The sequence below is a fragment of the Streptomyces sp. NPDC050617 genome (assembly GCF_040654795.1).
GTDB lineage: Bacteria > Actinomycetota > Actinomycetes > Streptomycetales > Streptomycetaceae > Streptomyces.
Map to the genome: position 1 here is coordinate 423,997 of NZ_JBFAIS010000002.1, position 24,706 is coordinate 448,702.

Below are 24,706 nucleotides of genomic sequence, written 5' to 3' on the forward strand. Positions count from 1 at the left end.
AGGCGGGCCTGGGGTGTGCTGGGGGGCGTACGGGCTGAGGCGGGGCGCGGGTGCGTACGGGCTCGGGTGCGGTCGGGGGTAGGGGCCGGGTGCGGGGCCGCCGGTCATCGGTTTCTCGCGTCCGGAAATTCGGCCCGGCACCGGAAAACCTCGGCTCGTTTGAGACGCTGTACGGGTGACGAACCCGGAAGCCGAGCAGGCGCAGCCAGAGGCCGAAGACCACTCCGCAGATTCGGCCGCAGGCCGGGCGGCCGGTGCGGGGGGCGACCGTACTTCTGGTGCCACTCCTGGTGACGCTTCTGGCGACGCCGGCTCGGGCCATGGGGAAGGCGGCTCGGGCGATGCGGTCGGCGGTTCGGGGGACGGCGGCGAGGAGCGGGCGACGGACCGGCTGGAGCAGGCCGTGCGGACGGCCGAGCAGGCGCTGATCGAGTTCGAGATCGCGGTGGAGACGTTCCGGGTGGAGGTGGAGAACTTCTCCCGCCTGCACCACCAGCGGCTCGGCCCGATGTACTCCCGCCTCGACGAGCTGGACGCGCTGGTCGCGGAGGCCGTCGCGGCCCGTACCGGTGACGCGGAGGACATCCGCCGCGCGCGGGAGGCGCGGTCGCTGGTGCAGCCGATGCCGCAGGTGGACGAGTTGTTCGGGGGCTGGATGGACTCCGAGGGGCTCTCGCCCGAGGCGTCCTCGATGCTCACGGAGCGGCCGGTGCAGCCGCCCAAGCGGGTGCGGCCGAGCGAGGAGGCGCGGCGCGTCTTCCGGGAGCTGGTCCGCAAGGCGCACCCGGACCTGGCGCGGGACGAGGCGGACCGGGAGCGGCGCGAGGCGTTCATCGTGCGGGTCAACGCCGCGTACGGGGACGGCGACGAGAAGGCGCTGCGCACGCTCGCCGAGGAGTGGGCGGCCGGGCCGGTGGCCGAGGAGCGGCGGCCGAGCCGGAGCGAGGAGCTGTACGCGCGGCTGGAGTGGCTGGCGCAGCGCAAGGAGCTGCTGGCGGCGGTGGCGGCGGAGCTGGAGAACAGCGCGATCGGCGCGATGATCAAGATGGCGCCGGAGGACCCGGACCGGCTGCTGGAGGAGATCGCGGAGCGGTTGCAGGCCCAGGTCGCCGAGCGGGAGGCGTATCTGGCCTCGCTGGTCGGGTAGTTTCTTCCGGCCCGACCCGGGCCGACCCGGCTTCGACCGACTCCGACTCCATCCCGACTCCGATCCCGATACGCGAACCGAGAGAGGTTTCCATGAATTTCGCCCAGGTCCCCGAGGTGGACGCGGCGTCCGTGCCGTCCGACGGCTTCCTGCTGGACGTCCGGGAGGACGACGAGTGGGCGGCCGGTCATGCCGAGGGCGCTCTGCACATCCCCATGAGCGACTTCGTCGGCCGCTACGGCGAGCTGACCGAGCGGGCCCCGGAGGGCGGCAAGGTGTATGTGATCTGCCGCTCCGGCGGCCGGTCGGCCCAGGTCGCGCAGTATCTGCTGCAACAGGGGCTGGACGCCGTGAACGTCGGCGGCGGCATGCAGCTCTGGGAGGCCGCCGGCCGCCCGGTGACGGACGGTACGGGCGCCCCCGGCTCGGTCATCTAGGCCGCTGCCTGCCCGGCCGGGGCGCGCGGCACGTGGTCACCGCAGCGCCTCAGACCGTGTAAGATCATTTACGCAACTCCGGTTCGCGGAACGGGAGTCGCGCGTCTGTGGTCCAAGGCAAGACGCCCGCCATCCAGCGGGAAATGCAGGTGCAAGGCCTGCCGGGCGCTCCATATGAAGGCCCCGTACTCGGTGAGCGAGTACGGGGCCTTCATCGTTCTCCGCGCCCCCCCACATCGGTTCAGGAGCGGCTGCCGCTACCCGAGGGGGTGGGCCGCGATGAGGTCGCCGAGGGCCTCCTCGTGGGCGGCGGCCGGGCCGAGCGAGAGTTCCAGCTGCTTGGCCCAGGCGTGGTAGCGGTGCAGCGCGTAGTCGGTGTCCGCGCCGAACCCGCCGTGCAGGTGCTGCGCGCTCTGCACGACACGGCGCACCCCGTCCGCCGCCCAGATCTTGGCGACGGCGATGTCCGCGGCGGCCGGCAGCGGGCCGCCGGCCGCGGGGTTGCCGAGGCGCCAGGCGGCTTGCCAGAGGGTGGCTTCCATGGCGCGCAGGTCGATGTAGCGGTCGGCGGTCTGGACGGCCACGGCCTGGAACGTGGCGATGGGGAAGCCGAACTGCTCGCGCTTGCCCGCGTAGTCGCTCGTCATGGACAGCACGGCCTCGCCGAGGCCGAGCGCCAGCGCGCAGGTGCCGGCGGCGAGGAGGCAGCGCAGCCACTCCCAGCAGCCGTCGTCCGTGATCATGTCCTGGTCCGGGACGCGTGCGGCGTCGAGGCTCAGTCGCGCGTACCGCTCGCCGCTGGTGGAGACCTGGTCGGCGAGCGTGAGGCGGTCGTGGGAGCGGGGGAGCAGGGCGAGGACGGCGCGGCCCTCGCCGGTGTGGGCGGGCAGCAGGACGTAGTCCGCTGCCTGGGCCCAGGGGACGGCGGTGTGGACGCCGTCGAGGACCCAGTCGCCCCCGTCGTCGTCCCGGCGCGCCTCCACGGAGAGCTCGGCCGGGTCGTGGCCCGTACGCCCGTTGGAGGCGACGGTGATGACGGCTTCCCCGCGGCCGATCCGCGGCAGGAGCTCGGAGCGCGCCGCGTCGCCGCCGTAGGTCTCCAGGGCGAGCGCCGCCGCGCTCGTCTCCAGCAGTGGCACTCGGGCGAGCACCTTGGCGGACTCGCGCAGCACGAGGCAGAGCGCGACGGCGTCGAGCCCCGCTCCGCCGCGCTCGGGGGCGAGGAGAAGGCTCAGCAGGTCGGCCTCGGCCAGGCGGCGCCACAGCGGCCGGTCGAAGTCGTCGGCGACGGCGCCCGGGGTGAGCGCCGGGCTGGGCACGCTGTCGGGGGCGACGCCGGAGAAGACCGCTTCCGCCGCTTCGACGGCCGCTTGCTGCTCCTCGGTGAAGGTGAAGTCCACTGCCTGTCCTCCCGCACACCCCGACTGAACTGACGGGTCGTCAAGGTAGAACAGGTTGCAGGAATTGGGAATGGGGTTCAGCGGTCGAAGTCCAACTCCACCCTCTCCGTCGCCGGATGCGACTGGCAGGCCAGCACATACCCCGACTCGACCTCCTCCGGCTCCAGCGCGAAATTCCGGTCCATCCGCACCTCGCCCGAGACCAGGAACGCCCGGCAGGTGCCGCACACCCCGCCCTTGCACGCGTACGGAGCGTCGGCGCGGTTGCGCAGCACCGCGTCCAGCAGCGACTCCCCGTCCCGCACCGGCCACTCGCCGCCGCGCCCGTCCAGCGTCGCGGCGACCGAACTGCGCGCGGGCACCCGCGCCCCGGCGGCCTCGGCGGCGGCTCCGGACACGACGGCGGCTCCGGTCCCAGCGGCGGCTCCGGACACGGAGGTGGATCCGGTCCCGGCGGTGGTGGATCCGGTCGCGGCGTCCAGCGGCACCGCGACTGTCCCGTCCGCCACGTGGAAGATCTCCTGATGCACCCGGCGCCGGTCGACCCCGAGCCCGCGCAGCGCCCGCTCGGCGCTCCGCACCAGCCCGTACGGACCGCACAGGAACCAGCCGTCCACCTCGCCGACCGGCAGCAGCGCGGGGAGCAGCGACGACAGCCGCTCCTCGTCCAGCCGCCCGGACGCCAGGCCGGCCTGCTGCTCCTCGCGGGAGAGCGCGTGCACCAGGTGGAAGCGGTCGGGGTAGCGGTCCTTGAGGTCCGCCACCTCCTCCAGGAACATCGTGGACGCGGCCGTGCGGTCGCTGCGGATCAGGCAGAAGCTCGCGTCGGTCCGGCGCGCGAGCAGGGTCGCGGCGATGGACAGCACGGGCGTGATGCCGCTGCCGCCGACCAGCGCCGCGAAGCGGCCCGCCCGCGGCTCCAGGACGAAGCGCCCGGCCGGCGCCATCACGTCCACCGTGTGGCCGACGGCCAGCTCCTTGAGCGCGTACGTCGAGAACTCGCCCCCCTCGACCCGCCGCACCCCCACCCGCAGCGACCGCGGCCCGTCCGGGTCCGTCACGGGCGCGCAGATCGAGTACGTGCGCCGGATCTCCGCGTCGTCCACGAACAGCCGCACCGCGACATGCTGGCCCGGCGTGTAGCGGAACGTCGCGCGCAGCTCCTCGGGGACGGCGAGGGTGAGGGCGACCGCGTCGTCGGTGAGGCGGTCGACCGCCGTCACCCGCAGCGGGTGGAAGGCGCCGTGGCGGGCCCCGGCCATCTACAACTCCTTGAAGTGGTCGAAGGGTTCGCGGCACGACTCGCAGCGGCGCAGCGCCTTGCAGGCCGTGGACGAGAAGCGGCTCAGCAGGGTGGTGTCGGTCGAGCCGCAGTGCGGGCACCGGATGGCCAGCCGGAGCGCTACGGGCCCGCTCGGGACCGGCCGCGGCGGCGCCACGCCGAACTCCGCGAGCTTGCGGCGGCCCTCGGCGCTGATCGCGTCCGTGGTCCAGGGCGGCGAGAGGACCGTACGGACCTCGACCTCCGGTATGCCGTGGTCGTGCAGCACCCGCTCGATGTCCGACGACATCGTCTCTATCGCCGGGCAGCCGCTGTACGTGGGCGTCAGCTCCACCTCGACCCGGCCGGGCCCGAGCACATGCAGATCGCGCAGCACGCCCAGCTCGGACAGGGTGACCACGGGCAGCTCGGGGTCCGGCACCGAGCCGGCGAGCTCGCGCAGCTCCGCTTCGAGGGCGGTGTCGGTCACCATGCCGCCCCCGGGTGGCTGCGGTGCAGATGCTGCATCTCGGCGAGCATCCGGCCGAACGCCTCGGTGTGGATGCCCTGCCGCCCGGCGCCCGCGCTCCAGCCGCCGCGCTGCGGGCCGGTCGGCACCGTCAGCGTGGCGCGCTCCACGACGCCGGCGACGCTCGCCTGCCAGTCCTCCCGGAGCGCGTCGACGTCTGCCTCCAGCCCCTCGACGGGCTCGAAGAGCTCTCCGGTGAACCGCCACAGGGCGTCCAGCCCCCGCTGCATCCGCTCGTGGCTCTCGGCCGTGCCGTCGCCGAGCCGCAGCGTCCAGTGCTCGGCGTGGTCCCGGTGGTAGGCGACCTCCTTGACGGCCTTCGCGGCGATCGGCGCGAACGGCCCCTCGCCGTCCGCCAACTGCCCGTACAGCAGCGCCTGGTAGGTGGAGAAGTACAGCTGCCGGGCGATGGTGTGCGCGAAGTCGCCGCGCTCCTGCTCGACCAGCTGGGTGTTGCGGAAGGCGCGCTCCTCGCGGAGGTAGGCCAGCTCGTCCTCGTCGCCGACGAGGGAGAGCAGCAGCCGCGCCTGGCCCAGCAGGTCCAGCGCGATGTTGGCCAGCGCCACGTCCTCCTCCAGCACGGGCGCGTGTCCGGCCCACTCGCCCAGCCGGTGCGAGAGGACGAGCGCGTCGTCGCCGAGGGCGAGCGCGGCCGCCGTGGTCGGGCCGCTCGCCGTGGTCGGGCTGCTCACAGGTGCCGCACCCCCTCGGGGATCTCGTAGAACGTCGGGTGGCGGTAGGGCTTGTCGCCGGACGGGGCGAAGAACGGGTCCTTCTCGTCCGGTGAGGAGGCGGTGATCTCGGCGGACGGCACCACCCAGATCGAGACGCCCTCCGAGCGGCGGGTGTACAGGTCGCGCGCGTTGCGCAGGGCCATCTCGGCGTCCGGCGCGTGCAGGCTGCCGGCGTGGGTGTGGGACAGCCCGCGGCGGCTGCGCACGAACACCTCCCACAGCGGCCAGCCCGATGCGGATGTCGTCATACCCGTGCCTCCCCGTGCTTGGCGGCGTACGCGCTCGCTGCCTCGCGGACCCAGCCGCCCTCGTCGTGGGCGCGCCGCCGCTGTGCGATGCGCTGTTCGTTGCACGGACCGTTGCCGCGCAGCACCTCGTGGAACTCGGACCAGTCGATCGGCCCGAAGTCGTACGCCCCTCGCTCCTCGTTCCAGGCGAGGTCCGGGTCGGGGAGGGTGAGTCCGAGCGCTTCGGCCTGCGGGACGCAGATGTCCACGAAGCGCCGGCGCAGCTCGTCGTTGGAGTGCCGCTTGATCTTCCAGGCCATGGACTGGGCGGAGTGCGAGGACTCGTCGTCCGGCGGGCCGAACATCATCAGCGACGGCCACCACCAGCGGTCCACGGCGTCCTGGGCCATGGCGTGCTGGGCCGGGGTGCCCCGGCTCAGGGCGAGGAGCAGTTCGTACCCCTGGCGCTGGTGGAAGGACTCCTCCTTGCAGATCCGCACCATCGCGCGGGCGTACGGCCCGTACGAGCAGCGGCACAGCGGGACCTGGTTGGTGATGGCGGCGCCGTCCACGAGCCAGCCGATGGCTCCGACGTCGGCCCAGGTCAGCGTGGGGTAGTTGAAGATCGACGAGTAGCGCTGGCGGCCGGCGTGGAGCTTGTCGAGCAGCTCGTCGCGGCTCGTGCCGAGCGTCTCCGCCGCGCTGTAGAGATACAGGCCGTGGCCCGCCTCGTCCTGGACCTTGGCCATCAGGATCGCCTTGCGGCGCAGGGACGGCGCGCGGGTGATCCAGTTGGCCTCCGGCTGCATTCCGATGATCTCGGAGTGGGCGTGCTGCGCGATCTGCCGCACCAGGGAGGCGCGGTAGGCGTCGGGCATCCAGTCGCGCGGCTCGACGCGCTCGTCCGCGGCCACGGTGGCGTCGAACGCCGCTTCCAGGGCCGGCTCGTACGCCGCTTCGGTGTCCGGCGCCATCGTCGTCATGCGGTGCCCCCTGGCTCTCCACTGGCTATGTCGTCTGGCTATGTCATCGGGTCACTGGGCGCTGGTCGGGGATGCGGTCGCGCGGTCGTGCAGGCGGTGCAGGTGGTGCATGTGGTGCAGTCGCGCGGGCATCCAGCCAACCGACCGATCGTTCGGTTCAATGGTGTGCCGAGCCCTCGTAAGGTGTCAAGCCTGTGGATAACTGAAGGAGTGCTGTGCTCTGCACGGAGGCGTGGGTACGGTTCCGTGACACGACAGGGACGCGGGGACGCAGGCGTTACGCGGGATCGGGGCGGGTGTGGAGCCGGACGAGCAGGAGCCAGCACGTGGAATCGCCGCGCTCTCCCTGCCCGCCCGCATCGCCGTGGCCCTCGGCGTCGCGGTCGCGACCGTCGCCGCCACCATCCATATCGCGATGATGTTCTTGCAGGTCACACCCCCGAACACGGTCACCAAGAAGCACGGCGCGGCCGTCGATGACTACGTGTATCCGGAGTTCGAGCAGAACTGGAAGCTCTTCGCGCCCAACCCCCTCCAGCAGAACGTCGCGGTGCAGGCGCGGGCCGAGGTGCGCCGCGCGGACGGCCGCCTGGCGACCGGCGGCTGGGTCGATCTCACCGCGCAGGACGCCGCGGCCATCCGGCACAACCCGTTCCCCAGCCACACCCAGCAGAACGAGCTCCGCCGGGCCTGGGACTCCTACGTCGCCAACCACGACGCGGAGGATCGGCCGAACGGGTTGCGGGGCGAGCTGTCCGAGCAGTACCTCCGGCGCGTGGTGATGTTCCGCTTCGGCGCCGAGCGCGACGGCGGCAGGGTGCAGCGGATTCAGCTGCGGTCGGCGACGACCAACGTCGCTCCGCCGTCCTGGAGCGACGAGAAGACCGACCTCAAGACCGCGTACCACGAACTGCGCTGGTGGCCGGTGACCACCGCCGACCTTCCGGAGGCGAAGAGCCGGTGACCGACTCCCCCGAGCCGCCGGCCTCCGAGCCGTCCGCCGCCGCCCAGCCCTCCTCCGCCCGCCCCTCTGGAGTCCAGCACTCCGACGCTCGACCCTCTGCTGTACGGCCCTCCGCCGACGTGCCGCTCACCGTCCGCCTCGACCGTGTGCTCACCGGCGGCCTGGCGCGCGTCACCGGAACGTCCATCGGCCCGTACCAGACCGCCGTCATCCGCATCGGCTTCTCCTTCACCTGGCTGTTCTTCCTGCTCCGCGAGTGGCCGCACCGCCATGAGCTGTATGGGCCGGGCGGTACGTGGAACTGGGACATGGCCCGGCAGCTGGTCGCCGACAACCACTCCTTCACGGCGCTGATGTGGTCGGACGGCCGCCTCTGGTTCGAGGCCGTCTACTGCCTCGCCATCGCCGCCGGCGCGCTGCTGATGCTCGGCTGGCGCACCCGCACGATGTCCGTCCTGTTCATGCTGGGCGTGCTGTCGATGCAGAACCGCAGCGTCTTCGTGGGCGACGGCGGCGACAACGTCATCCACCTGATGTCGATGTACCTGGTCCTCACCCGCTGCGGGCAGGTGTGGTCGCTGGACGCCCGGCGGGCCCGGCGCGACGGCGAGCGGGGACGGCCGGGCCGGGATGCGACCGGCGTCGTGCTGTGGGCGGCGGCGGGCCTCGCCCTGGCGACGGCCCAGCTCCTCGGCGCCGCCCACCTCTCCTGGACGGCGGACGGACCTCTTCCCGGCCTCGGCTGGGCGACGGTGCTGTGGGTCCTGTGGCTCGTACACGCCGCGTGGTGGCTGGTGCGGCGGTACGCGCCGGGGGAGCCGCGCACCGTGCTCGACGCGTTCGCTCATCTCGCGCACAACAGCGCCCTGTTGGTGATCATGGTGCAGGTCTGCCTGATCTACGCGACCGCCGGCTGGTACAAGGTCCAGGGCTCCCGCTGGCAGGACGGCACCGCGCTCTTCTACCCGATGCACCTCGACTACTTCTCCCCGTGGCCCGCGCTGTCCGACGCCCTCACCAGCAGCGGGGTCATCACCATGGCGGTGACCTACGGGACGGTCATCGTGCAGGTCGCCTTCCCGTTCACGCTGTTCAACCGGCGGATCAAGAACGTGCTGCTGGCGCTGATGATCGTCGAGCACCTCTCCATCGCGTTCTTCCTGGGACTGCCGTTCTTCTCCCTCGCGATGATCACGGCCGACGCGGTCTTCCTGCCGACGAACTTCCTGCGGGCGGCGGGACGCCGGATCGGCGGCCTCCGCGCCCGGCTGCCCGCCGTGCGCGGAGCGGCGCTGCCCGCCCAGCGCGCGGGCGACGGGGAGGCATCGCCCCGGACGCTCGTGGGCTGAACCGTGTGCCGGCGGCAGCGCTGTGTCCAGAGCGGAGGCGTCGTGGGCCGAGCGGGGACGTCGTGCGCCGAACGGAAGCGTCGTGTGCCGAGCGGGGGCACAGTGTCGCCCGGCGCCTCTTGAGGTCTCCTCCGTAGGCTGAGGGAATGATCGAAGACGAGGCGCCGGCCGCCGCGGAGCTATGGCGGGCGAGCGCGCCCGGCGCCGTGCTGCTCGACGGCTTCCACGCGCTCAAACACGCCCTGCGGTTCGGCGCGGACGTGCCCCTGGCGCTCGCCGCCGACAAGGACTCCGTCCTGGCGCTCGCGGACGAGCTGGCCGACGACCTCACCGAGGCGCTGCGCCGGTCCGTCGTCGAGGTGCCCGCCGCCACCCTGCGCGAACTCGTGCCCAGGCTCCACCCCACGGGCGTGGCGGCGCTCGCGGCCCGCCCCGAGCGCCGCGCCAACCTCGACCGGCTCGCCGAACTGCCCCGCCCCTCGCCGGTCGTCGTCCTGGACAACCCCCGCAACCTCGGCAACGTCGGCGCGGTGATCCGGCTCGCCGCGGGCTTCGGTGCCACCGGGGTCGTGACCACCGGGGACCTCGACCCCTGGCACGGCAACGCCGTACGGGCGGGGGCGGGCCTCCACTACGCCACCGCCGTCGAACGGCTGCCGCTCGACGACCTGCCGCCCGGCCCCCTCTACGTACTGGACCCGGAGGGCGAGGACATCCGGTCCCTCGCCATCCCCGATGACGCGCTCATCGCCTTCGGCTCCGAACGGCACGGGATCTCACCCGAGCTGCGCGCCCGCGCCGAGCACCTCGTGGCACTGCCCATGCGGCCGCAGGTCTCCAGCTACAACCTCGCCACCAGTGTGGCCATGGCCCTCTTCCACTGGGGCGGCACCTCGCCCGGGGCCCCGGAAGAGGCCCCGGAAACCGCTGCCGCGTAACGGCCGGGCCGCGGGGCCGGAGCGGGGCCAGGAGCGGGTGCGCGCCCCGCTCCGGGCGGCTCAGGCGGGCTTGCGCACCTCGACCGTACGGAACCGGGACGCGACGAACGCTCCGTCGCACAGCGCCGCGTTGGCGGACGGGTTGCCGCCCGAGCCGTGGAAGTCGGAGAACGCCGCGGTCTGGTTCACGTACACCCCGCCGGTCAGGTTGAGCGACAGCTGGGCGCACTCCTCCAGGCACGCCTCCTCGACCAGGCTCTCGACCTCCGGCGAGGTGGTGTACGCGCCCACCGTCATCGCGCCCCGGTCCCGGACCGTGCGGCGCAGCAGCTCCACCGCGTCGGCCGCCGAGTCGACGGCGACGGCGAAGGACACCGGGCCGAAGTGCTCGGAGAGATAGGCGGCTTCGGCGTCGGGCTTGGCGCCGTCGAGCTTGACGATGACGGGCGTACGGACCGTGGCGCCCGGGAAGTCGGGGTTGGTGAGGGTCCGCGAGGCCAGCGCGACCTCGCCCAGCCCGGCCGCCGCCTCGACGCGCTCCTTGACCTGGGGGTTGACGATCGCGCCCAGCAGGGCGTTCGCCCGCGCGTCGTCGCCCAGCAGTCCGTCGACGGCGGACGCGAGGTCGGTGACCACCTCGTCGTACGTCTTGGGCCCGGCGTCCGTCGTGATGCCGTGGCGGGGGATGAGCAGGTTCTGCGGGGTGGTGCACATCTGGCCGCTGTAGAGCGACAGGGAGAACGCCAGGTTGGCGAGCATTCCCTTGTAGTCGTCGGTGGAGTCGACGACGACCGTGTTGACGCCGGCCTTCTCCGTGAAGACCTGGGCCTGCGGGGCGTGGGCCTCCAGCCAGTCCCCGAAGGCGGTGGAGCCGGTGTAGTCGATGATGCGGATCTCGGGCCGCTGGGCCAGGGACTTGGCGATGCCCTCGCCGTCCCGCTCGGCGGCCAGGGCCACCAGGTTCGGATCGAAGCCCGCCTCGGCGAGCACCTCGCGCGCGACGCGGACGGTGAGCGCGAGCGGCAGCACCGCGCGCGGGTGCGGCTTGACGAGGACCGCGTTGCCGGTGGCGAGGGAGGCGAACAGGCCGGGGTAGCCGTTCCAGGTGGGGAAGGTGTTGCAGCCGACCAGCAGGGAGATGCCGCGCGGCACGGCCGTGAACTCCTTGCGCAGGTCGAGCGGGTCGCGCTTGCCCTGCGGCTTGGACCAGTCGGCCCGCTGCGGCGTGCGGGTCTGCTCCTCGAACGCGTACGCCACGGCTTCCAGGCCGCGGTCCTGCGCGTGCGGCCCGCCCGCCTGGAAGGCCATCATGAACGCCTGGCCGCTGGTGTGCATGACCGCGTGCGCGAACTCGTGCGTACGGGCGCTGATGCGCGCGATGATCTCCAGACAGACCGCCGCGCGCGCCTCGGGCCCCGCGTCCCGCCAGGCGGCCATGCCCGCGCGCATGGCGGGCAGCAGCACGTCCGCGTCCGCGTGCGGATACTCGATGCCCAACTCCAGCCCGTACGGCGAGACCTCGGCGCCGGCCCAGCCGTCGGAGCCCGGCTGGTCCAGCTCGAAGCGCGCGCCGCGCAGGGCGTCGAAGGCCGCCTGACCGTCGGCGGCGCTCAGGCTGCCGCCCTCGCCGTACGCCTTCGGGTGCTCGGGGTGGGGCGACCAGTAGGCGCGGCTGCGGATCGCTTCCAGAGCCTGGTCGAGGGTGGGTCGGTGCTTCTCGATCAACTGCGCGGGGGTGAGCTCGGCGGTCACGACTGACCAACTCCTCGTCGAGCCGGTGGTGAGGAGCGCGGGCGCGCTCTCTCAGCGGGCGGTAGTGGAGACGGGCGGGCGGTGGACCGGCCCCGCGGGAAGAGCGCGGGGGCGCGGAACGGAGACAACACCGCTAGATTAACCGAACGATCGGTCGGGGCAAGGGGGCCTGGCGAACCTGTGGACAACTCATCGGGGAGGATCAGCGGCATGACCGAAATCGAGGGCAGCAGCACCGTCACCGGCACCGTGGCCGTCGTCGGGACCGGCACCATGGGCCAGGGAATCGCCCAGGTCGCACTGGTCGCCGGCCACCCGGTCCGGCTGTACGACGCCGCGCCCGGCCGCGCCGCGGAGGCGGCGGCGTCCATCGCCGCGCGCCTCGACCGCCTCGTCGAGAAGGGCCGGCTCGCGGTCGCCGACCGCGACGCGGCCCGCGACCGTCTCCACCCGGCGGCGGTGCTCGCCGAGCTGGCCGACGCCGAGCTCGTGATCGAGGCGGTGGTGGAGGAACTGGCCGTCAAGCAGAAGCTGTTCGGCGAACTCGAAGAGGTCGTCCCGGACACCTGCCTGCTCGCCACCAACACCTCCTCCCTCTCCGTGACCGCCGTCGCGGGGGCGCTGCGGGCGCCCGGCCGCTTCGTCGGACTGCACTTCTTCAACCCGGCGCCGCTGCTGCCGCTCGTCGAGGTGGTCCGCGGCTCCGCCACCGACGAGGCCGCCGCCGACCGGGCGTGCGCGACGGCTGCCGCCTGGGGCAAGACCCCCGTGCGCTGCGCGGACACCCCCGGCTTCATCGTCAACCGCATCGCCCGGCCCTTCTACGCCGAGGCGTTCCGCGTGTACGAGGAGCGCGCCGCCGACCCCGCCACCATCGACGCGGCGCTGCGCGAGAGCGGCGGCTTCACGATGGGGCCCTTCGAACTGACCGACCTCATCGGCCAGGACGTCAACGAGGCCGTCACCCGGTCCGTGTGGGAGTCCTTCTTCCAGGACCCGAAGTTCACGCCCTCCCTCGCCCAGCGTCGCCTCGTCGAGTCCGGGCTGCACGGACGCAAGTCGGGCCGCGGCTGGTACGACCACGGCCCGGACGCCGCGCCCCCCGCCCCGCACACCGCCGAGTCCCGCACGGCCCCGCGCGAGGTCACGATCGAGGGCTCCCTGGGCCCCGCGGAGGTGCTCCGCGAGCTGATCGAGGAAGCCGGAGTCAAGGTCGTAGGGGAAGACGACCCGGCGGAGCCGGCGAGCCAGGCGGGCTGCGTCGTGCTGCCCGGCGGGGCGCGGCTGCTGCTGTGCGACGGCGGCACGGCTTCGGGCTACGCGTCGTCCGGCACGCACATCTACTTCGACCTGGCGCTCGACTACCGGGCCGCCACCCGGATCGTCCTCGCGCCCGCGGATTCCGCCGCGGCCGCGGACGTGGACGAGGCGATCGGCCTCTTCCAGGCGCTCGGCAAGCAGGTCAGTGTGATCGACGACGTCCCCGGCATGATCGTGGCCCGTACGGTCGCGATGATCGCGGACTTCGCGCTCGACGCGGTGGCACGCGGCGTGGCGGGCCCGGAGGACGTCGACGTCGCCATGCGGCTCGGCGTGAACTACCCCGGCGGGCCGCTGGAGTGGGCCGGCCGGCTCGGCGCGACATGGCTGGAGGGCGTTCTGGACACGCTGCACTACGCGTACCCGACCGGCCGCTACGGGCCGTCCCCGGCGCTGCGCCGCCGTGCGTCCGACGAGGACCGGGTGCTCTAATCATGACCATGACCAAGCGCGACACCTACACGCCCGAATCGCTGCTCGCGGTCGCCGTCCAGGTGTTCAACGAGCGCGGCTACGACGGCACCTCCATGGAGCACCTCTCCAAGGCGGCCGGGATCTCCAAATCCTCGATCTACCACCACGTCAAGGGCAAGGAGGAGCTGCTCCGCCTCGCCATAGCCCGTGCGCTGGACGGCCTCTTCAGGATCCTCCAGGAGCCGGGCGCGGCCGAGGGGCGCGCGGTCGAGCGGCTGGAATACGTGACCCGGCGCACCGCCGAGGTGCTGATGGCCGAGCTGCCGTACGTCACGCTGCTGCTGCGCGTCCGGGGCAACACGGACACCGAGCGGTGGGCGATGGAGCGGCGGCGCGAGTTCGACCAGGAGGTCGCGGAGCTGCTGAAGCAGGCCGCGGCCGACGGCGACCTGCGGGCGGACGTGGACGTCCGGCTCGCGACCCGGCTGCTCTTCGGCATGATCAATTCGATTGTCGAGTGGTACCGGCCGCACAACGGCGTGGCGACGGACGGCGAGCAGGTGGCGGACGCGGTGGTGCGGATGGCCTTCAAGGGGCTGCGGACTTAAGGCCGGGACCGGGTGTCCGGGCCCGGTTTCGCCGGTCGCCCCGCGCGCGCCCGCGCGTGACGAACTAGTTCGACGGATTGGCTGAACTAGTAACGGTCGTCCCGCGCGCGCCCGCGCGTGACGGCACCGTGCGCCTACAGGAGGCCCTGGTTCTCCTGTAGGTCGGTCTCCTCGAAGACCAGCAGCGTGCGGGTGCTCAGGACCTCCTCCATCGACTGGAGGCGGGTGAGGACCAGTTCGCGCAGGGCCCGGTTGTCCTCGGTGTGGACGAGGAGCAGCACGTCGAAATCCCCGCTGACCAGCGCGATGTGGGTGGCGCCCGGCAGGGCTTGCAGCTTCTCGCGCACGCTGCGCCAGGAGTTCTGGACGATCTTCAAGGTGATGTACGCGGACGCGCCCTGACCGGCGCGCTCCTGGTCCACGCGGGCGCTGAACCCCCGGATGACCCCGTCGTCGATCAGCCGGTTGATACGCGCGTAGGCGTTGGCGCGCGAGATGTGCACCCGCTCGGCCACCGAACGTATCGAGGCGCGGCCGTCCGCCCGGAGCATGTGCAGGATGTCGCGGTCGATGTCGTCGAGCGGCCGGGCGGGCGGCCTGCCGCCGGATCCGGCCATCTGTTCGTCCCGCATGCCGTCGTGCCTTCCGCTGATGGACGTACTGCTTTCATCTCAGGCTGTGGAGAACCGTTTGTCCACAGGCTCGGGCCGCCTGTAGCCAAAATGTGCCGGCGACCGAACAATCGGTAGGGAGAGCGGGGCGGCTACTCGGCCCGGCCCTCAGCGTGCTCCCAGCCCGCCCATACGAGGAGGTGCTCGACATGACGGTCCTTGAGCAGCCCGGCTCCTACCGGCCCACGCCGCCGCCCGCCTGGCAGCCTCGCACTGACCCCGCGCCGCTGCTGCCCGACGCGGAGCCGTACCGCCTGCTGGGCACCGACGCCGCCGGCGGCCTGGACCCGCAGCTGCTGCGCCGGCTGTACGGGCAGCTCGTGCGCGGCCGCCGCTACAACACCCAGGCGACCGTCCTCACCCGGCAGGGCCGGCTCGCGGTCTACCCCTCCTCCACCGGCCAGGAGGCGTGCGAGGTCGCGGCGGCCCTCGTGCTCCAGGACCAGGACTGGCTCTTTCCCAGCTATCGCGACACCCTCGCCGTCGTTGCCCGCGGCCTCGACCCCGTGGCGGCGCTGACGCTGCTGCGCGGCGACTGGCACACCGGGTACGACCCGCGCGAGCAGCGCATCGCCCCCCTGTCCACGCCGCTGGCCACCCAGTTGCCGCACGCCGTCGGGCTCGCGCACGCCGCGCGGCTGGCGGGGGACGAGGTCGTCGCGCTCGCCATGGTCGGCGACGGCGGCACCAGCGAGGGCGACTTCCACGAGGCGCTGAACTTCGCGGCGGTCTGGCGGGCCCCGGTCGTCTTCTTCGTGCAGAACAATGGATTCGCGATCTCCGTGCCACTCGCCAAGCAGACCGCGGCCCCCTCGCTCGCCCACAAGGCGGTCGGCTACGGAATGCCCGGCCGGCTCGTGGACGGCAACGACGCGGCCGCCGTCCACGCGGTGCTCGGCGAGGCCGTCGAGCGGGCTCGGAGCGGCGGCGGCCCGACCCTGGTGGAGGCCGTCACCTACCGCGTGGAGGCCCACACCAACGCCGACGACGCCACGCGCTACCGCTCGGATTCCGAGGTCGAGGCGTGGCGCGCCCATGACCCGATCGCGCTGCTGGAGGGCGAGCTGACCAGGCGCGGCCTGATCGACGACGAGGGGATACGGGCCGAGCGGGACGCCGCCGAGCGGATGGCCGCCGACCTGCGCGACCGGATGAACGACGACCCCGCGCTCGACCCGATGGACCTCTTCGCGAACGTCTACGCGCGGCAGACCGCGCAATTGCGGGAACAGGCGGACCAGTTGCGGGCCGAGCTGGCGGCCGAGCAGCCGTCCGGAGCGGGGAGTGAGCAGCCGTCCGAGCCGACGGCCGAGCAGGTGGCCGGGCGGTCGGCAGAGGGGGAGGAGCGACGATGACGACGACGGCAGTGGAGAGCGCGCGCGGCACCGCCCGCAAGCCCGCGACGATGGGGCAGGCGCTGACCCGTGCGCTGCGGGACGCCATGGCCGAGGACCCAACCGTCCATGTGCTCGGCGAGGACGTCGGCACGCTCGGCGGGGTCTTCCGGGTCACGGACGGGCTGGCGAAGGAGTTCGGCGAGGACCGCTGTACGGACACGCCGCTGGCGGAGGCAGGCATCCTCGGGGCCGCCGTGGGCATGGCGATGTACGGGCTGCGGCCCGTCGTGGAGATGCAGTTCGACGCCTTCGCCTACCCGGCGTTCGAGCAGTTGGTCAGCCATGTCTCCCGGATGCGGAACAGGACGCGCGGCGCGCTGCCGATGCCGATCACCGTGCGGGTGCCGTACGGGGGCGGGATCGGCGGAGTCGAGCACCACAGCGACTCCTCCGAGGCGTACTACATGGCCACGCCGGGCCTCCATGTGGTGGCCCCCGCGACCGTCGCCGACGCGTATGGGCTGCTCAGGGCAGCCATCGCCTCGGACGACCCGGTTGTCTTCCTGGAGCCGAAGCGCCTGTACTGGTCCAAGGCCGACTGGTCCGCCGACCGGCCGGAACCGGTGGACCCGATCGGCCGGGCGGCCGTGCGCCGGTCCGGTACGTCCGCGACGCTGATCACCTACGGGCCGTCCGTGCCCGTATGCCTGGAGGCGGCCGAGGCCGCCACCGCCGAGGGCTGGGACCTGGAGGTCGTCGATCTGCGCTCGCTGGTGCCGTTCGACGAGGAGACGGTGTGCGCGTCCGTACGGCGCACCGGGCGGGCCGTCGTCGTCCATGAGTCGCCCGGATTCGGCGGACCGGGCGGGGAGATCGCCGCGCGGATCACGGAGCGGTGCTTCCACCACCTGGAAGCGCCGGTGCTGCGGGTCGCGGGGTTCGACATCCCGTATCCGCCGCCGATGCTGGAGCGGCACCATCTGCCCGGCGTGGACCGGGTGCTGGACGCCGTGGCGCGGTTGCAGTGGGAGTCCGAGTGGACCGAGGGCGGTGTTCGGTGATGGCCGTGGTGCGCGAGTTCACCCTGCCGGACCTCGGCGAGGGGCTTACCGAGGCGGAGATCGTCCGCTGGCTGGTGGAGGTCGGCGACGTGGTCGCCGTGGACCAGCCGGTGGTCGAGGTGGAGACGGCCAAGGCGATGGTCGAGGTGCCGTGCCCGTACGGGGGCGTGGTGACGGCCCGCTTCGGCGAGGAGGGTTCGGAACGGCCGGTGGGATCGCCCCTGTTGACGGTCGCTGTGGGGGAGCGGCCCGGGGGCGGGAGCGGTTCCGGTGCTGGTGGGGGCGGGGCCGGGAGCGGTGTCGGGGATGTGGCCGGGAGCGGTGATGGTGCCGGTGCCGGTGCCGGTGGGGACGCGGCGGGCGGTGAGGGGTCCGGCAATGTGCTCGTCGGCTACGGCACGGCGGCCCCGGCGGCGCGTCGCCGCCGGTTGCGGCCTGCGGCCTCGATCCCGGCTTCGGTCTCGGCGGCTTCGGTGCCTGCGGCCTCGGTTCCGGCTGGTCAGCTGCCGGTGAACGGCGGCGGTTCCGGCCCGGACCGGGCTGTTGGTCTAACCGGTACGGATACGGGCTCGGGTACGGGTACGGGTTCGGGTGAGCGTTCTGTGATGGGCGCGGGCTCCGCCGCCGGGACTGCCACCGCTGCCACCGCCGCTGCTGCCGCGAGCGGGCCGTTGGCGGTGATCTCGCCGTTGGTGCGGCGGATCGCGCGGGAGAGCGGGGTGGACCTGCGGGAGGTGTCCGGGTCCGGACCGGAGGGGCTGATCCTGCGCTCGGATGTCGAGGGTGCGGTGCGGAGGAGGAGCGCGCGGGAGAGCACGGAGCCGGTGGGGAGCGTTCCGGCTGCCCCGGGAGCGGCGTCCGGCAGGGAAAGGGAAGGCGAGCGCGTACCGCTTCGCGGGGTGCGGGGAGCGGTGGCGGACAAGCTGGCGCGCAGCCGCCGGGAGATCCCCGACGCGACGTGCTGGGTCGATGCCGACGCGACCGAGCTGCTGGCGGCGCGGGCCGCGATGAACGCGGCCGAGGGGCCGAAGGTCTCGCTGCTCGCCGTTCTGGCCCGGATCTGCACGGCCGCGCTCGCGCGGTACCCCGAGCTCAACGCCACGGTGGACGCCGACGCGCGGGAGATCGTACGGCTGACCGGTATCCACCTGGGGTTCGCCGCGCAGACGGACCGCGGGCTGGTCGTACCCGTCGTGCGGGACGCGCAGGCGCGCGACGCGGTGTCGCTGTCCGAGGAGATCGCCCGGCTGACGGAGGCGGCCCGAGCCGGTTCGCTGAGCCCGGCGGAGCTGACGGGCGGCACGTTCACGCTGAACAACTACGGGGTGTTCGGGGTGGACGGTTCGACCCCGATCATCAACCATCCCGAGGCGGCGATGCTCGGCGTGGGCCGGATAGCGGCCAAGCCGTGGGTGGTGAACGGGGAGTTGGCGGTACGGCGGGTGGTACAGCTCTCCTTCACCTTCGACCACCGCGTCTGCGACGGAGGCACCGCCGGGGGCTTCCTGCGGTACGTGGCCGACTGCGTGGAACAGCCGGCGGTGCTGCTGCGGTCGCTCTGAACCGCCGGTTCCGCTGCCCTCCGTAGGCGTTGCCCTCTGTGGGCGTCGCCTGTCGGTTCCGGAGGGTTCCAGCGTTGGGGGGCTGATCAGTCGTCCGACGACGGTTCGGTGTTCTGGAGGGGCGGCGGCCGGTGGGCTGGTGATGTGACGCGTTAGGAGGGGCGCGGCTGACGGGCCGTTAGCCCGAGGGAGGGCAGACAGGCGGTTGGGGCGGCGTTCGGGCGCGGGGCGGTCGGCGGTGCTGCTGCCGGGCTGACGGGCTGCCGGGCTGACAGGCGGGGGCTCTGGCGGGCGGCTGGTCCTGGTGGTGCGGTGGTGGCGGCGGTTCTGGCAGGGGGTGTCGGGGGCGACGGGCGGGGGTGGTGATACTCGGGGTATGAGTGGTTTTGACGCTGTGGTGCTGGCCGGCGGGGCGGCGCGGAGGCTGGGCGGGGTCGACAAGCCTTCGGTGCGGGTGGGCGGGCGGACGTTGCTCGACCGGGTGCTCAGTGCCTGCGCGGACGCCGAAAGCGTCGTCGTCGTGGGACCCGAGCGGCCGACCGCCACCCCGGTGACGTGGACGCGGGAAGACCCGCCCGGCGGCGGTCCCGTCGCGGCGCTCGCGGCCGGGCTGCGGCGCGTACGGGCCGGGACCGCCGTCGTGCTCTCCGCCGACCTGCCCTTCCTGGACGCGCACACAGTGCGGGGGCTGCTCGCCGCCCTGGACGGCGAAGCCGACAGGGGTGACGGACGCGAAGGGGCACTGCTCGCCGACGCCGACGGGCGCGATCAGCCGCTCGTCGCCGCCTACCGAACCGAACCCTTGCGCGGGGGGCTCGCGCGGCTCGCGGCGGAGCACGGTTCGCTCGTCGGGCTGCCGCTGCGGCTGCTCACCGCCGGGTTCTCGCTCACCCGGCTGCCGCACCCCACCGCCTCCCTCGACTGCGACACCTGGGAAGACATCACCACGGCACGCGCGCGGATCAGGGACGATGGGAACGTGTTGGATGAATGGATTGCCGCAGTCAAGGCCGAACTGGGCATCGAACTCGATGTCGACACGGCCGCCCTCCTCGATCTCGCGCGCGATGCCGCGCACGGCGTCGCCCGCCCCGCCGCGCCGCTGACCACCTTCCTCGTCGGTTACGCCGCCGCTCAGCAAGGCGGCGGCGCCGAAGCCCTCGCCGAGGCGACGCGCAAGGCGTCCGAGCTCGCGACGCGCTGGTCCGAAGAGCCGGAATGAACGACCCGGAGGCGGACGCCGCACTGGACCGTGCCGCGGACGAGGCACTGGCGCTGTTGTCCGAGGACCGTGGCAGTCGCGATGTGCGCGACGGTCGCGATGTGCGCGACTGCCGCGATGTGCGTGATGGGCGCGACGGCCGGGGCGGGCGAGAGGGCACGAGCGGGAGCGGGGAGGGGCGGCGTGAGCCCGACCGTGCCCATGGACTTCCCGACGGAGCCCATGGAACCGACGGAACCGACGGTCCTGACGGCTCCGACGGCTGTACGCACACCGGTTCCGGTTCCGGCCCCGAACCGGACTCCGACTCCGACCCCGCCCCCGCTCCGTACGCCAACCTCGCCTGGGACGACGCCCGTACCCGTGCGGCGCGTTCGGTGCGCGTCCTGGAACCGGTGGTGAAGGACCTCGCCGACGCGCTCGGCCACGTACTCGCCGAACCCCTCGTCGCCCTCACCGATCTGCCTCCCTTCGACACCTCCGCCATGGACGGCTGGACGGTCGCCGGCCCCGGCCCCTGGCGCATCGCCGCCGTCGGCCCCGGCATCCTCGCCGGTCACGCCCGTACCGAACCGCTCCCAGACGGCCGCGCGGTCCGTATCGCCACCGGCGCCCGCGTACCGCCCGGCGCGACCGCCGTCCTGCGCAGCGAACACGGCACCGTCTCGGAGCCGAACGCGGAGAGCGCGGCGGAGGAGGCGGCCTGGCTGTACGCGGACCGGTCCGTGACCACCGGTCAGGACATCCGCCCGCGCGGCCAGGAGTGCCGCAGCGGCGACCGGCTCCTGCCTGCGCGTACGTTCGTGACGCCGGCCGTGCTGGGGATGGCGGCGGCGGCCGGTTACGACGCGCTGCGCGTCGTACCGCGCCCCCGCGCCGAGGTGCTCGTGCTGGGCGACGAGTTGCTGGACGAGGGGCTGCCCCGCGACGGCCGCATCCGCGACGCCCTCGGCCCGATGCTCGCCCCCTGGCTGCGGTCCCTCGGTGCGGAGGTCATCGCCACCCGCCGCCTCAAGGACGACTCCGAAGCGCTGTACGAGGCCGTCGCGGCCTCCGGCGCCGACGTGATCGTCACCACCGGAGGCACCGCCTCCGGGCCGGTCGACCACGTTCACCCGACGCTGCGCCGCGTCTTCGCCGAACCCCTCGTCGACGGCGTCGCGGTACGCCCCGGCCACCCCATGGTCCTCGCCCGCCTCGTGCCGCACCGTCACTTCATCGGCCTCCCCGGCAACCCGCTCGCCGCCGTCTCAGGCCTGCTGACCCTCGCCGGGCCCCTGCTGCGTACGCTCGCGGGCCGCGCGGCACCGGTCCCGTACAGCGCGCCGCTCACCGAAGCCGTCCACGGCCATCCCGAGGACACGCGCCTGGTCCCCGTCGCCTACGCGCACGACGAGGTGCGGCCGTTGCGGTTTCACGGCCCCGCCATGCTCCGCGGCATCGCCGCCGCCGACGCGCTCGCGGTCATCCCGCCGGGCGGGGTGGGGCGCGGGGGCGTCGTCGAGACGCTGGATCTGCCGTGGGGGGCGGGGAGCGACCCAAATGCGGATGCCGATGCCGGTGCCAATGCCGGTGCCGGTACCGGCACCGGTACTGGCACCGGTGTCAGCGGCTCCGTTCACACCGGCAACCCCGGCCGCATCGACCTTGCCGATCTCGCCGACCTGGGCGGTACGGGCGGGACGACCGGTTCGCGTGGGCTGGGCGCTCAGGGCTGGCAGGGCGTTCTCGACGGGCCCGACAGGCAGGACCCGCCGGGCGGTACGAGCCGACCCGGCCGGTCGGGCGGGCAGAGCCGTCCGGACTCCACGGCCACGGACGACCTGCGCTGGGCGTACGAGCCCGAACAGCGGAAGCGGCCGCAGGAACCACCGCAGGCCCAGCCCGGCGAACGGCCACGCGAACGCTCGCAGGAACGGTCGGCCGAACGGCCGCAGGAACGACCCGCCAAGCGGTCGGCCGCGCGGCCGACAACACAGCCGTCCGCAGGCCCCACCGCCCGTCCCACCGCCCGCCCCACCGGGCAACCGACGGGGACGGGGTGGCCGGTCGGGCGGCCCATGGCACATGAAACGCTGAACACCCCGCGCCGACTGGACGCCCCGCTGCCGTTCGGCCCCGACTCCGGAGCCCTCTCGTGAAGTTGCCAGCCCACGACGCGGCTGCCCGGCAGGACCCCACCGAGCCCCCCGCCGCGCATCACGACCCGCAGAACAGCGGTTACCGCGTCCAGCTCCCCCGGCAGAGCGTGGGGCCGCTGCGGCAGGTCATACGCCGGCTGCTCATGGCGCTGCTCGTGATGGTCGCGACGGTCTTCATCGTCTACGCGGACCGCGGCGGCTACCACGACAACGCCGACGGCGACGTCGACTTCCTCGACGCCGTCTACTACTCCACCGTCACCCTGTCCACCACCGGATACGGCGACATCGTCCCGTACAGCGACAGCGCCCGGCTGTCCAACGTGCTCCTCGTGACGCCGCTCCGCGTCCTGTTCCTGATCATTCTGGTCGGCACCACCCTTGAGGTCCTCACCGAGCGCACCCGTGAGCAGTGGCGTCTTACCCGTTGGAGGTCCGCCTTGCGCGATCACACCGTCGTCGTCGGTTTCGGCACCAAGGGCCGGTCGGCCGTGCAGACCATATGCGCGACCGGGCTGTCCAAGGAGCGGGTCGTGGTCGTCGACCCGAGCCCGAAGGCGATCGAGTCGGCGATCGGGCAGGGTTACGCGGGCGTCGTCGGCGATGCGACGCGCAGCGACGTGTTGCTGCGCGCCGAGATCGAGAAGGCGCGGCAGATCATCATCGCGACGCAGCGCGACGATACGGCCGTACTCGTCACGCTCACCGCGCGCCAGCTCAACCGCGCCGCCAACATCGTCGCGGCCGTCCGCGAGGAGGAGAACGCGCCGCTGCTGCGCCAGTCCGGCGCGGACTCCGTGATCACGAGCGCGAGCGCGGCCGGGCGGCTGCTGGGGCTGTCCGTGCTGAGCCCGAGCGCCGGCACGGTCATGGAGGACCTGATCCAGCAGGGCAGCGGCCTCGACATAGTGGAACGGCCGGTGGTGAAGGCCGAGGTCGGCAAGTCCGTACGGGACACGGACGACCTCGTCGTGTCCGTGCTGCGCGGCCACCGCCTGCTCGGCTACGACGACCCGGAGGCGAGCCCGCTCAAGTCGACGGACCGCCTGATCACGATCGTACGGGCGCGACCGGCGGCCCTCCGGTAGAGCAACTGCCGACTCCCGAACGGGCACGGGCACGGGCGCGGGCGCGGGCATGGGGACGGGCACGGCCACGGGCACGGGCGCGGAGCACCGGAAGCGCGTGGATCAGGTCCCAGGACGCCCCCGTCGCCCCGGAGTAGCCTCGCGGGCATGTATGCGATCACCATTCCTGAACCCGGTGGACCCGAGGCCCTGGTGTGGGCCGAGGTTCCGGACCCCGTGCCCGGTGAGGGCGAAGTGCTGGTCGAGGTCGTGGCCAGCGCGGTCAACCGCGCCGATGTGATGCAGCGGCAGGGCTTCTACGACCCGCCGCCCGGCGCCTCCCCGTACCCCGGCCTGGAGTGTTCGGGCCGGATCGCTGAGCTCGGGCCCGGCGTGCGCGGCTGGGAGGTCGGCGACGAGGTGTGCGCGCTGCTGGCGGGCGGCGGGTACGCAGAGAAGGTGTGCGTACCGGCCGGGCAGCTGCTGCCCGTGCCCGACGGCGTCGACACCGTCACGGCCGCCGGGCTGCCCGAGGTCGCGGCCACCGTATGGTCGAACGTCTTCCTCACCGCCCACCTGCGGCCCGGCGAGACGCTGCTCGTGCACGGCGGCTCCAGCGGCATCGGCACCATGGCCATCCAACTGGCGAAGGCGGTCGGCGCGCGCGTCGCCGTCACGGCGGGCGGCGCGGCCAAGCTGGAGCGCTGCCGCGAACTGGGCGCGGACATCCTCATCGACTACCGCGAGCAGGATTTCGTCGAGGAGTTGGCGAAGGCGACCGGCGGCGCGGGCGCGGACGTCATCCTCGACATCGTCGGCGCGAAGTACCTCGAACGGAACGTGCAGGCCCTCGCCGTCAACGGCCGGCTCGTGATCATCGGCCTCCAGGGCGGCCGCAAGGGCGAGCTGAACCTCGGCGCGCTCCTCGCCAAGCGCGCCTCGGTCACCGCGACGTCGCTGCGCGGGCGGCCGCACGAGGAGAAGGCGGAGATCGTCGCGGCGGTCCGCGAACACGTCTGGCCGCTGATCGCCGGCGGTCGCGTCAAGCCGGTGGTGGACCGCACGCTTCCGATGCGCGAGGCGACCCAGGCGCACGAGGTGCTGGAGAGCAGCGCGCACGTCGGCAAGCTGCTGCTGACGACCTGAGCCCGAAGACCGGGCCGGGAGCGGGACGAAGAGCGGGACGAAGAGCGGGGCAGGGAGCGGGGTGAAGAGCGGGGCGGATAGCGGGGCGGGGACCGGAACGAAGAGCGGGCGGTGCGTCCGAGATGCCGGTTCTGTTGTGACATGTGAATCTGGGACCGGACATGACGGCTCGGCACGGGAGGCTCACAGCCGTGGCTCCAGCACTTCGTTCGCTCCCCGCGGTCGGCCTGTTGACCGTCGGCGGACTCTGCCCCGCACTGCTCTTCCTCGGCCCCGCCGCGTACGCCGCGCCCGCCGGACCCGCGACGCCCGCCCCCGAACGGTCCTCGGCCCCGGCAGCGGTACGTACGGGTCCTGCGGCACGTACAGGCCCTGCGGTACGTACGGGCGAGGCGGTACGTAAGGGGCCCGCGGTACGTAGGGGGCCCGCGTCTCG

Annotated in this window: 22 protein-coding genes; 14 read left to right on the top strand and 8 right to left on the bottom strand. The window is 73.2% G+C overall.

Annotated features, from left to right (window positions below; all coding sequences use genetic code 11):
* Positions 1–175: 175 nt before the first annotated feature.
* Both AB0I49_RS04455 and AB0I49_RS04460 read left to right on the top strand, forming a co-directional pair.
* A complete protein-coding gene (locus AB0I49_RS04455; RefSeq protein ID WP_363225315.1) occupies positions 176–1,147 on the top strand; it encodes a hypothetical protein in 972 nt (323 codons plus the stop codon).
* Positions 1,148–1,239: 92 nt separating this feature from the next.
* On the top strand, positions 1,240–1,584 hold the full coding sequence (locus AB0I49_RS04460; RefSeq protein ID WP_363225316.1) for a rhodanese-like domain-containing protein: 345 nt from the start codon (positions 1,240–1,242) through the stop codon (positions 1,582–1,584).
* 257 nt (positions 1,585–1,841) lie between these two features.
* Here AB0I49_RS04460 and AB0I49_RS04465 read toward each other — a convergent pair whose 3' ends face one another.
* The 6 genes from AB0I49_RS04465 to paaA form a co-directional block, all read right to left on the bottom strand.
* Positions 1,842–2,984 (bottom strand): acyl-CoA dehydrogenase family protein, encoded by a 1,143-nt coding sequence (locus AB0I49_RS04465; protein WP_363225317.1) that lies wholly within the window; start codon positions 2,982–2,984, stop codon positions 1,842–1,844.
* A gap of 77 nt (positions 2,985–3,061) precedes the next feature.
* Positions 3,062–4,246, bottom strand: a complete 1,185-nt coding sequence (locus AB0I49_RS04470; protein WP_363225318.1) for a 2Fe-2S iron-sulfur cluster-binding protein — start codon at positions 4,244–4,246, stop codon at positions 3,062–3,064.
* On the bottom strand, positions 4,247–4,738 hold the full coding sequence (gene paaD, locus AB0I49_RS04475; RefSeq protein WP_363128493.1) for a 1,2-phenylacetyl-CoA epoxidase subunit PaaD: 492 nt from the start codon (positions 4,736–4,738) through the stop codon (positions 4,247–4,249).
* Complete coding sequence (gene paaC, locus AB0I49_RS04480) at positions 4,732–5,466, bottom strand: 1,2-phenylacetyl-CoA epoxidase subunit PaaC (RefSeq protein ID WP_363225319.1); 735 nt, start codon at positions 5,464–5,466, stop codon at positions 4,732–4,734. Before paaC ends, paaD begins: the two co-directional genes overlap by 7 nt.
* Complete coding sequence (gene paaB, locus AB0I49_RS04485) at positions 5,463–5,756, bottom strand: 1,2-phenylacetyl-CoA epoxidase subunit PaaB (protein WP_363225320.1); 294 nt, start codon at positions 5,754–5,756, stop codon at positions 5,463–5,465. The genes paaC and paaB overlap by 4 nt, the downstream gene beginning before the upstream one ends.
* On the bottom strand, positions 5,753–6,718 hold the full coding sequence (gene paaA / locus AB0I49_RS04490; protein ID WP_363225321.1) for a 1,2-phenylacetyl-CoA epoxidase subunit PaaA: 966 nt from the start codon (positions 6,716–6,718) through the stop codon (positions 5,753–5,755). Before paaA ends, paaB begins: the two co-directional genes overlap by 4 nt.
* 298 nt (positions 6,719–7,016) lie before the next feature.
* Between paaA and AB0I49_RS04495 the strand changes: the two genes are divergently transcribed.
* From AB0I49_RS04495 to AB0I49_RS04505, 3 genes are all read left to right on the top strand, one after another.
* Positions 7,017–7,682: a DUF5819 family protein gene (locus AB0I49_RS04495; RefSeq protein WP_363225322.1), complete on the top strand. Its 666-nt coding sequence runs from the start codon at positions 7,017–7,019 to the stop codon at positions 7,680–7,682.
* Entirely contained in the window at positions 7,679–9,031 is a 1,353-nt protein-coding gene (locus tag AB0I49_RS04500) for an HTTM domain-containing protein (RefSeq protein ID WP_363225323.1), read from the top strand. The genes AB0I49_RS04495 and AB0I49_RS04500 overlap by 4 nt, the downstream gene beginning before the upstream one ends.
* 146 nt (positions 9,032–9,177) lie before the next feature.
* Positions 9,178–9,969, top strand: a complete 792-nt coding sequence (locus AB0I49_RS04505; protein WP_363225324.1) for a TrmH family RNA methyltransferase — start codon at positions 9,178–9,180, stop codon at positions 9,967–9,969.
* 60 nt (positions 9,970–10,029) lie between these two features.
* On the opposite strand, the gene paaN is transcribed toward AB0I49_RS04505, so the two are convergent.
* Positions 10,030–11,721, bottom strand: coding sequence for a phenylacetic acid degradation protein PaaN (gene paaN, locus AB0I49_RS04510; protein WP_363225325.1), 1,692 nt, complete (start codon positions 11,719–11,721; stop codon positions 10,030–10,032).
* 210 nt (positions 11,722–11,931) lie between these two features.
* Here paaN and AB0I49_RS04515 point away from each other — a divergent pair, with 210 nt between their 5' ends.
* Positions 11,932–13,473 (top strand): 3-hydroxyacyl-CoA dehydrogenase, encoded by a 1,542-nt coding sequence (locus tag AB0I49_RS04515; protein WP_363225326.1) that lies wholly within the window; start codon positions 11,932–11,934, stop codon positions 13,471–13,473.
* A 2-nt stretch (positions 13,474–13,475) separates the two neighbouring features.
* On the top strand, positions 13,476–14,063 hold the full coding sequence (locus AB0I49_RS04520; RefSeq protein ID WP_363225327.1) for a TetR/AcrR family transcriptional regulator: 588 nt from the start codon (positions 13,476–13,478) through the stop codon (positions 14,061–14,063).
* A gap of 134 nt (positions 14,064–14,197) precedes the next feature.
* Here AB0I49_RS04520 and AB0I49_RS04525 read toward each other — a convergent pair whose 3' ends face one another.
* A complete protein-coding gene (locus AB0I49_RS04525) occupies positions 14,198–14,695 on the bottom strand; it encodes an Lrp/AsnC family transcriptional regulator (protein ID WP_363225328.1) in 498 nt (165 codons plus the stop codon).
* 188 nt (positions 14,696–14,883) lie between these two features.
* Here AB0I49_RS04525 and pdhA point away from each other — a divergent pair, with 188 nt between their 5' ends.
* The 7 genes from pdhA to AB0I49_RS04560 all read left to right on the top strand — a co-directional run bounded on the left by pdhA (position 14,884) and on the right by AB0I49_RS04560 (position 24,270).
* Entirely contained in the window at positions 14,884–16,089 is a 1,206-nt protein-coding gene (gene pdhA / locus AB0I49_RS04530) for a pyruvate dehydrogenase (acetyl-transferring) E1 component subunit alpha (RefSeq protein WP_363225329.1), read from the top strand.
* On the top strand, positions 16,086–17,132 hold the full coding sequence (locus AB0I49_RS04535) for an alpha-ketoacid dehydrogenase subunit beta (protein WP_363225331.1): 1,047 nt from the start codon (positions 16,086–16,088) through the stop codon (positions 17,130–17,132). The genes pdhA and AB0I49_RS04535 overlap by 4 nt, the downstream gene beginning before the upstream one ends.
* Positions 17,132–18,694: a dihydrolipoamide acetyltransferase family protein gene (locus AB0I49_RS04540; RefSeq protein ID WP_363225332.1), complete on the top strand. Its 1,563-nt coding sequence runs from the start codon at positions 17,132–17,134 to the stop codon at positions 18,692–18,694. The genes AB0I49_RS04535 and AB0I49_RS04540 overlap by 1 nt, the downstream gene beginning before the upstream one ends.
* A gap of 376 nt (positions 18,695–19,070) precedes the next feature.
* Positions 19,071–19,916, top strand: coding sequence for an NTP transferase domain-containing protein (locus AB0I49_RS04545; protein WP_363225333.1), 846 nt, complete (start codon positions 19,071–19,073; stop codon positions 19,914–19,916).
* The gene (locus AB0I49_RS04550) at positions 19,913–22,057 is read left to right on the top strand and encodes a molybdopterin-binding protein (protein ID WP_363225334.1); all 2,145 of its coding nucleotides are present in this window, start codon (positions 19,913–19,915) and stop codon (positions 22,055–22,057) included. Before AB0I49_RS04545 ends, AB0I49_RS04550 begins: the two co-directional genes overlap by 4 nt.
* Positions 22,054–23,145, top strand: coding sequence for a potassium channel family protein (locus tag AB0I49_RS04555; protein WP_363225335.1), 1,092 nt, complete (start codon positions 22,054–22,056; stop codon positions 23,143–23,145). The genes AB0I49_RS04550 and AB0I49_RS04555 overlap by 4 nt, the downstream gene beginning before the upstream one ends.
* 147 nt (positions 23,146–23,292) lie before the next feature.
* Positions 23,293–24,270: an NAD(P)H-quinone oxidoreductase gene (locus AB0I49_RS04560; RefSeq protein WP_363225336.1), complete on the top strand. Its 978-nt coding sequence runs from the start codon at positions 23,293–23,295 to the stop codon at positions 24,268–24,270.
* The last annotated feature ends 436 nt before the right edge of the window (positions 24,271–24,706 follow it).

Bases quoted from the DNA above. Each gene is read 5' to 3' on its own strand.
- AB0I49_RS04525 (WP_363225328.1), bottom strand. From the start codon at position 14,695: ATGCGGGACGAACAGATGGCCGGATCCGGCGGCAGGCCGCCCGCCCGG.
- paaA (WP_363225321.1), bottom strand. From the start codon at position 6,718: ATGACGACGATGGCGCCGGACACCGAAGCGGCGTACGAGCCGGCCCTG.
- AB0I49_RS04470 (WP_363225318.1), bottom strand. From the start codon at position 4,246: ATGGCCGGGGCCCGCCACGGCGCCTTCCACCCGCTGCGGGTGACGGCG.
- AB0I49_RS04515 (WP_363225326.1), top strand. From the start codon at position 11,932: ATGACCGAAATCGAGGGCAGCAGCACCGTCACCGGCACCGTGGCCGTC.
- AB0I49_RS04550 (WP_363225334.1), top strand. From the start codon at position 19,913: ATGAACGACCCGGAGGCGGACGCCGCACTGGACCGTGCCGCGGACGAG.
- AB0I49_RS04545 (WP_363225333.1), top strand. From the start codon at position 19,071: ATGAGTGGTTTTGACGCTGTGGTGCTGGCCGGCGGGGCGGCGCGGAGG.
- AB0I49_RS04520 (WP_363225327.1), top strand. From the start codon at position 13,476: ATGACCATGACCAAGCGCGACACCTACACGCCCGAATCGCTGCTCGCG.
- paaB (WP_363225320.1), bottom strand. From the start codon at position 5,756: ATGACGACATCCGCATCGGGCTGGCCGCTGTGGGAGGTGTTCGTGCGC.
- AB0I49_RS04535 (WP_363225331.1), top strand. From the start codon at position 16,086: ATGACGACGACGGCAGTGGAGAGCGCGCGCGGCACCGCCCGCAAGCCC.
- paaD (WP_363128493.1), bottom strand. From the start codon at position 4,738: ATGGTGACCGACACCGCCCTCGAAGCGGAGCTGCGCGAGCTCGCCGGC.
- AB0I49_RS04505 (WP_363225324.1), top strand. From the start codon at position 9,178: ATGATCGAAGACGAGGCGCCGGCCGCCGCGGAGCTATGGCGGGCGAGC.
- AB0I49_RS04460 (WP_363225316.1), top strand. From the start codon at position 1,240: ATGAATTTCGCCCAGGTCCCCGAGGTGGACGCGGCGTCCGTGCCGTCC.
- AB0I49_RS04540 (WP_363225332.1), top strand. From the start codon at position 17,132: ATGGCCGTGGTGCGCGAGTTCACCCTGCCGGACCTCGGCGAGGGGCTT.
- AB0I49_RS04560 (WP_363225336.1), top strand. From the start codon at position 23,293: ATGTATGCGATCACCATTCCTGAACCCGGTGGACCCGAGGCCCTGGTG.
- pdhA (WP_363225329.1), top strand. From the start codon at position 14,884: ATGACGGTCCTTGAGCAGCCCGGCTCCTACCGGCCCACGCCGCCGCCC.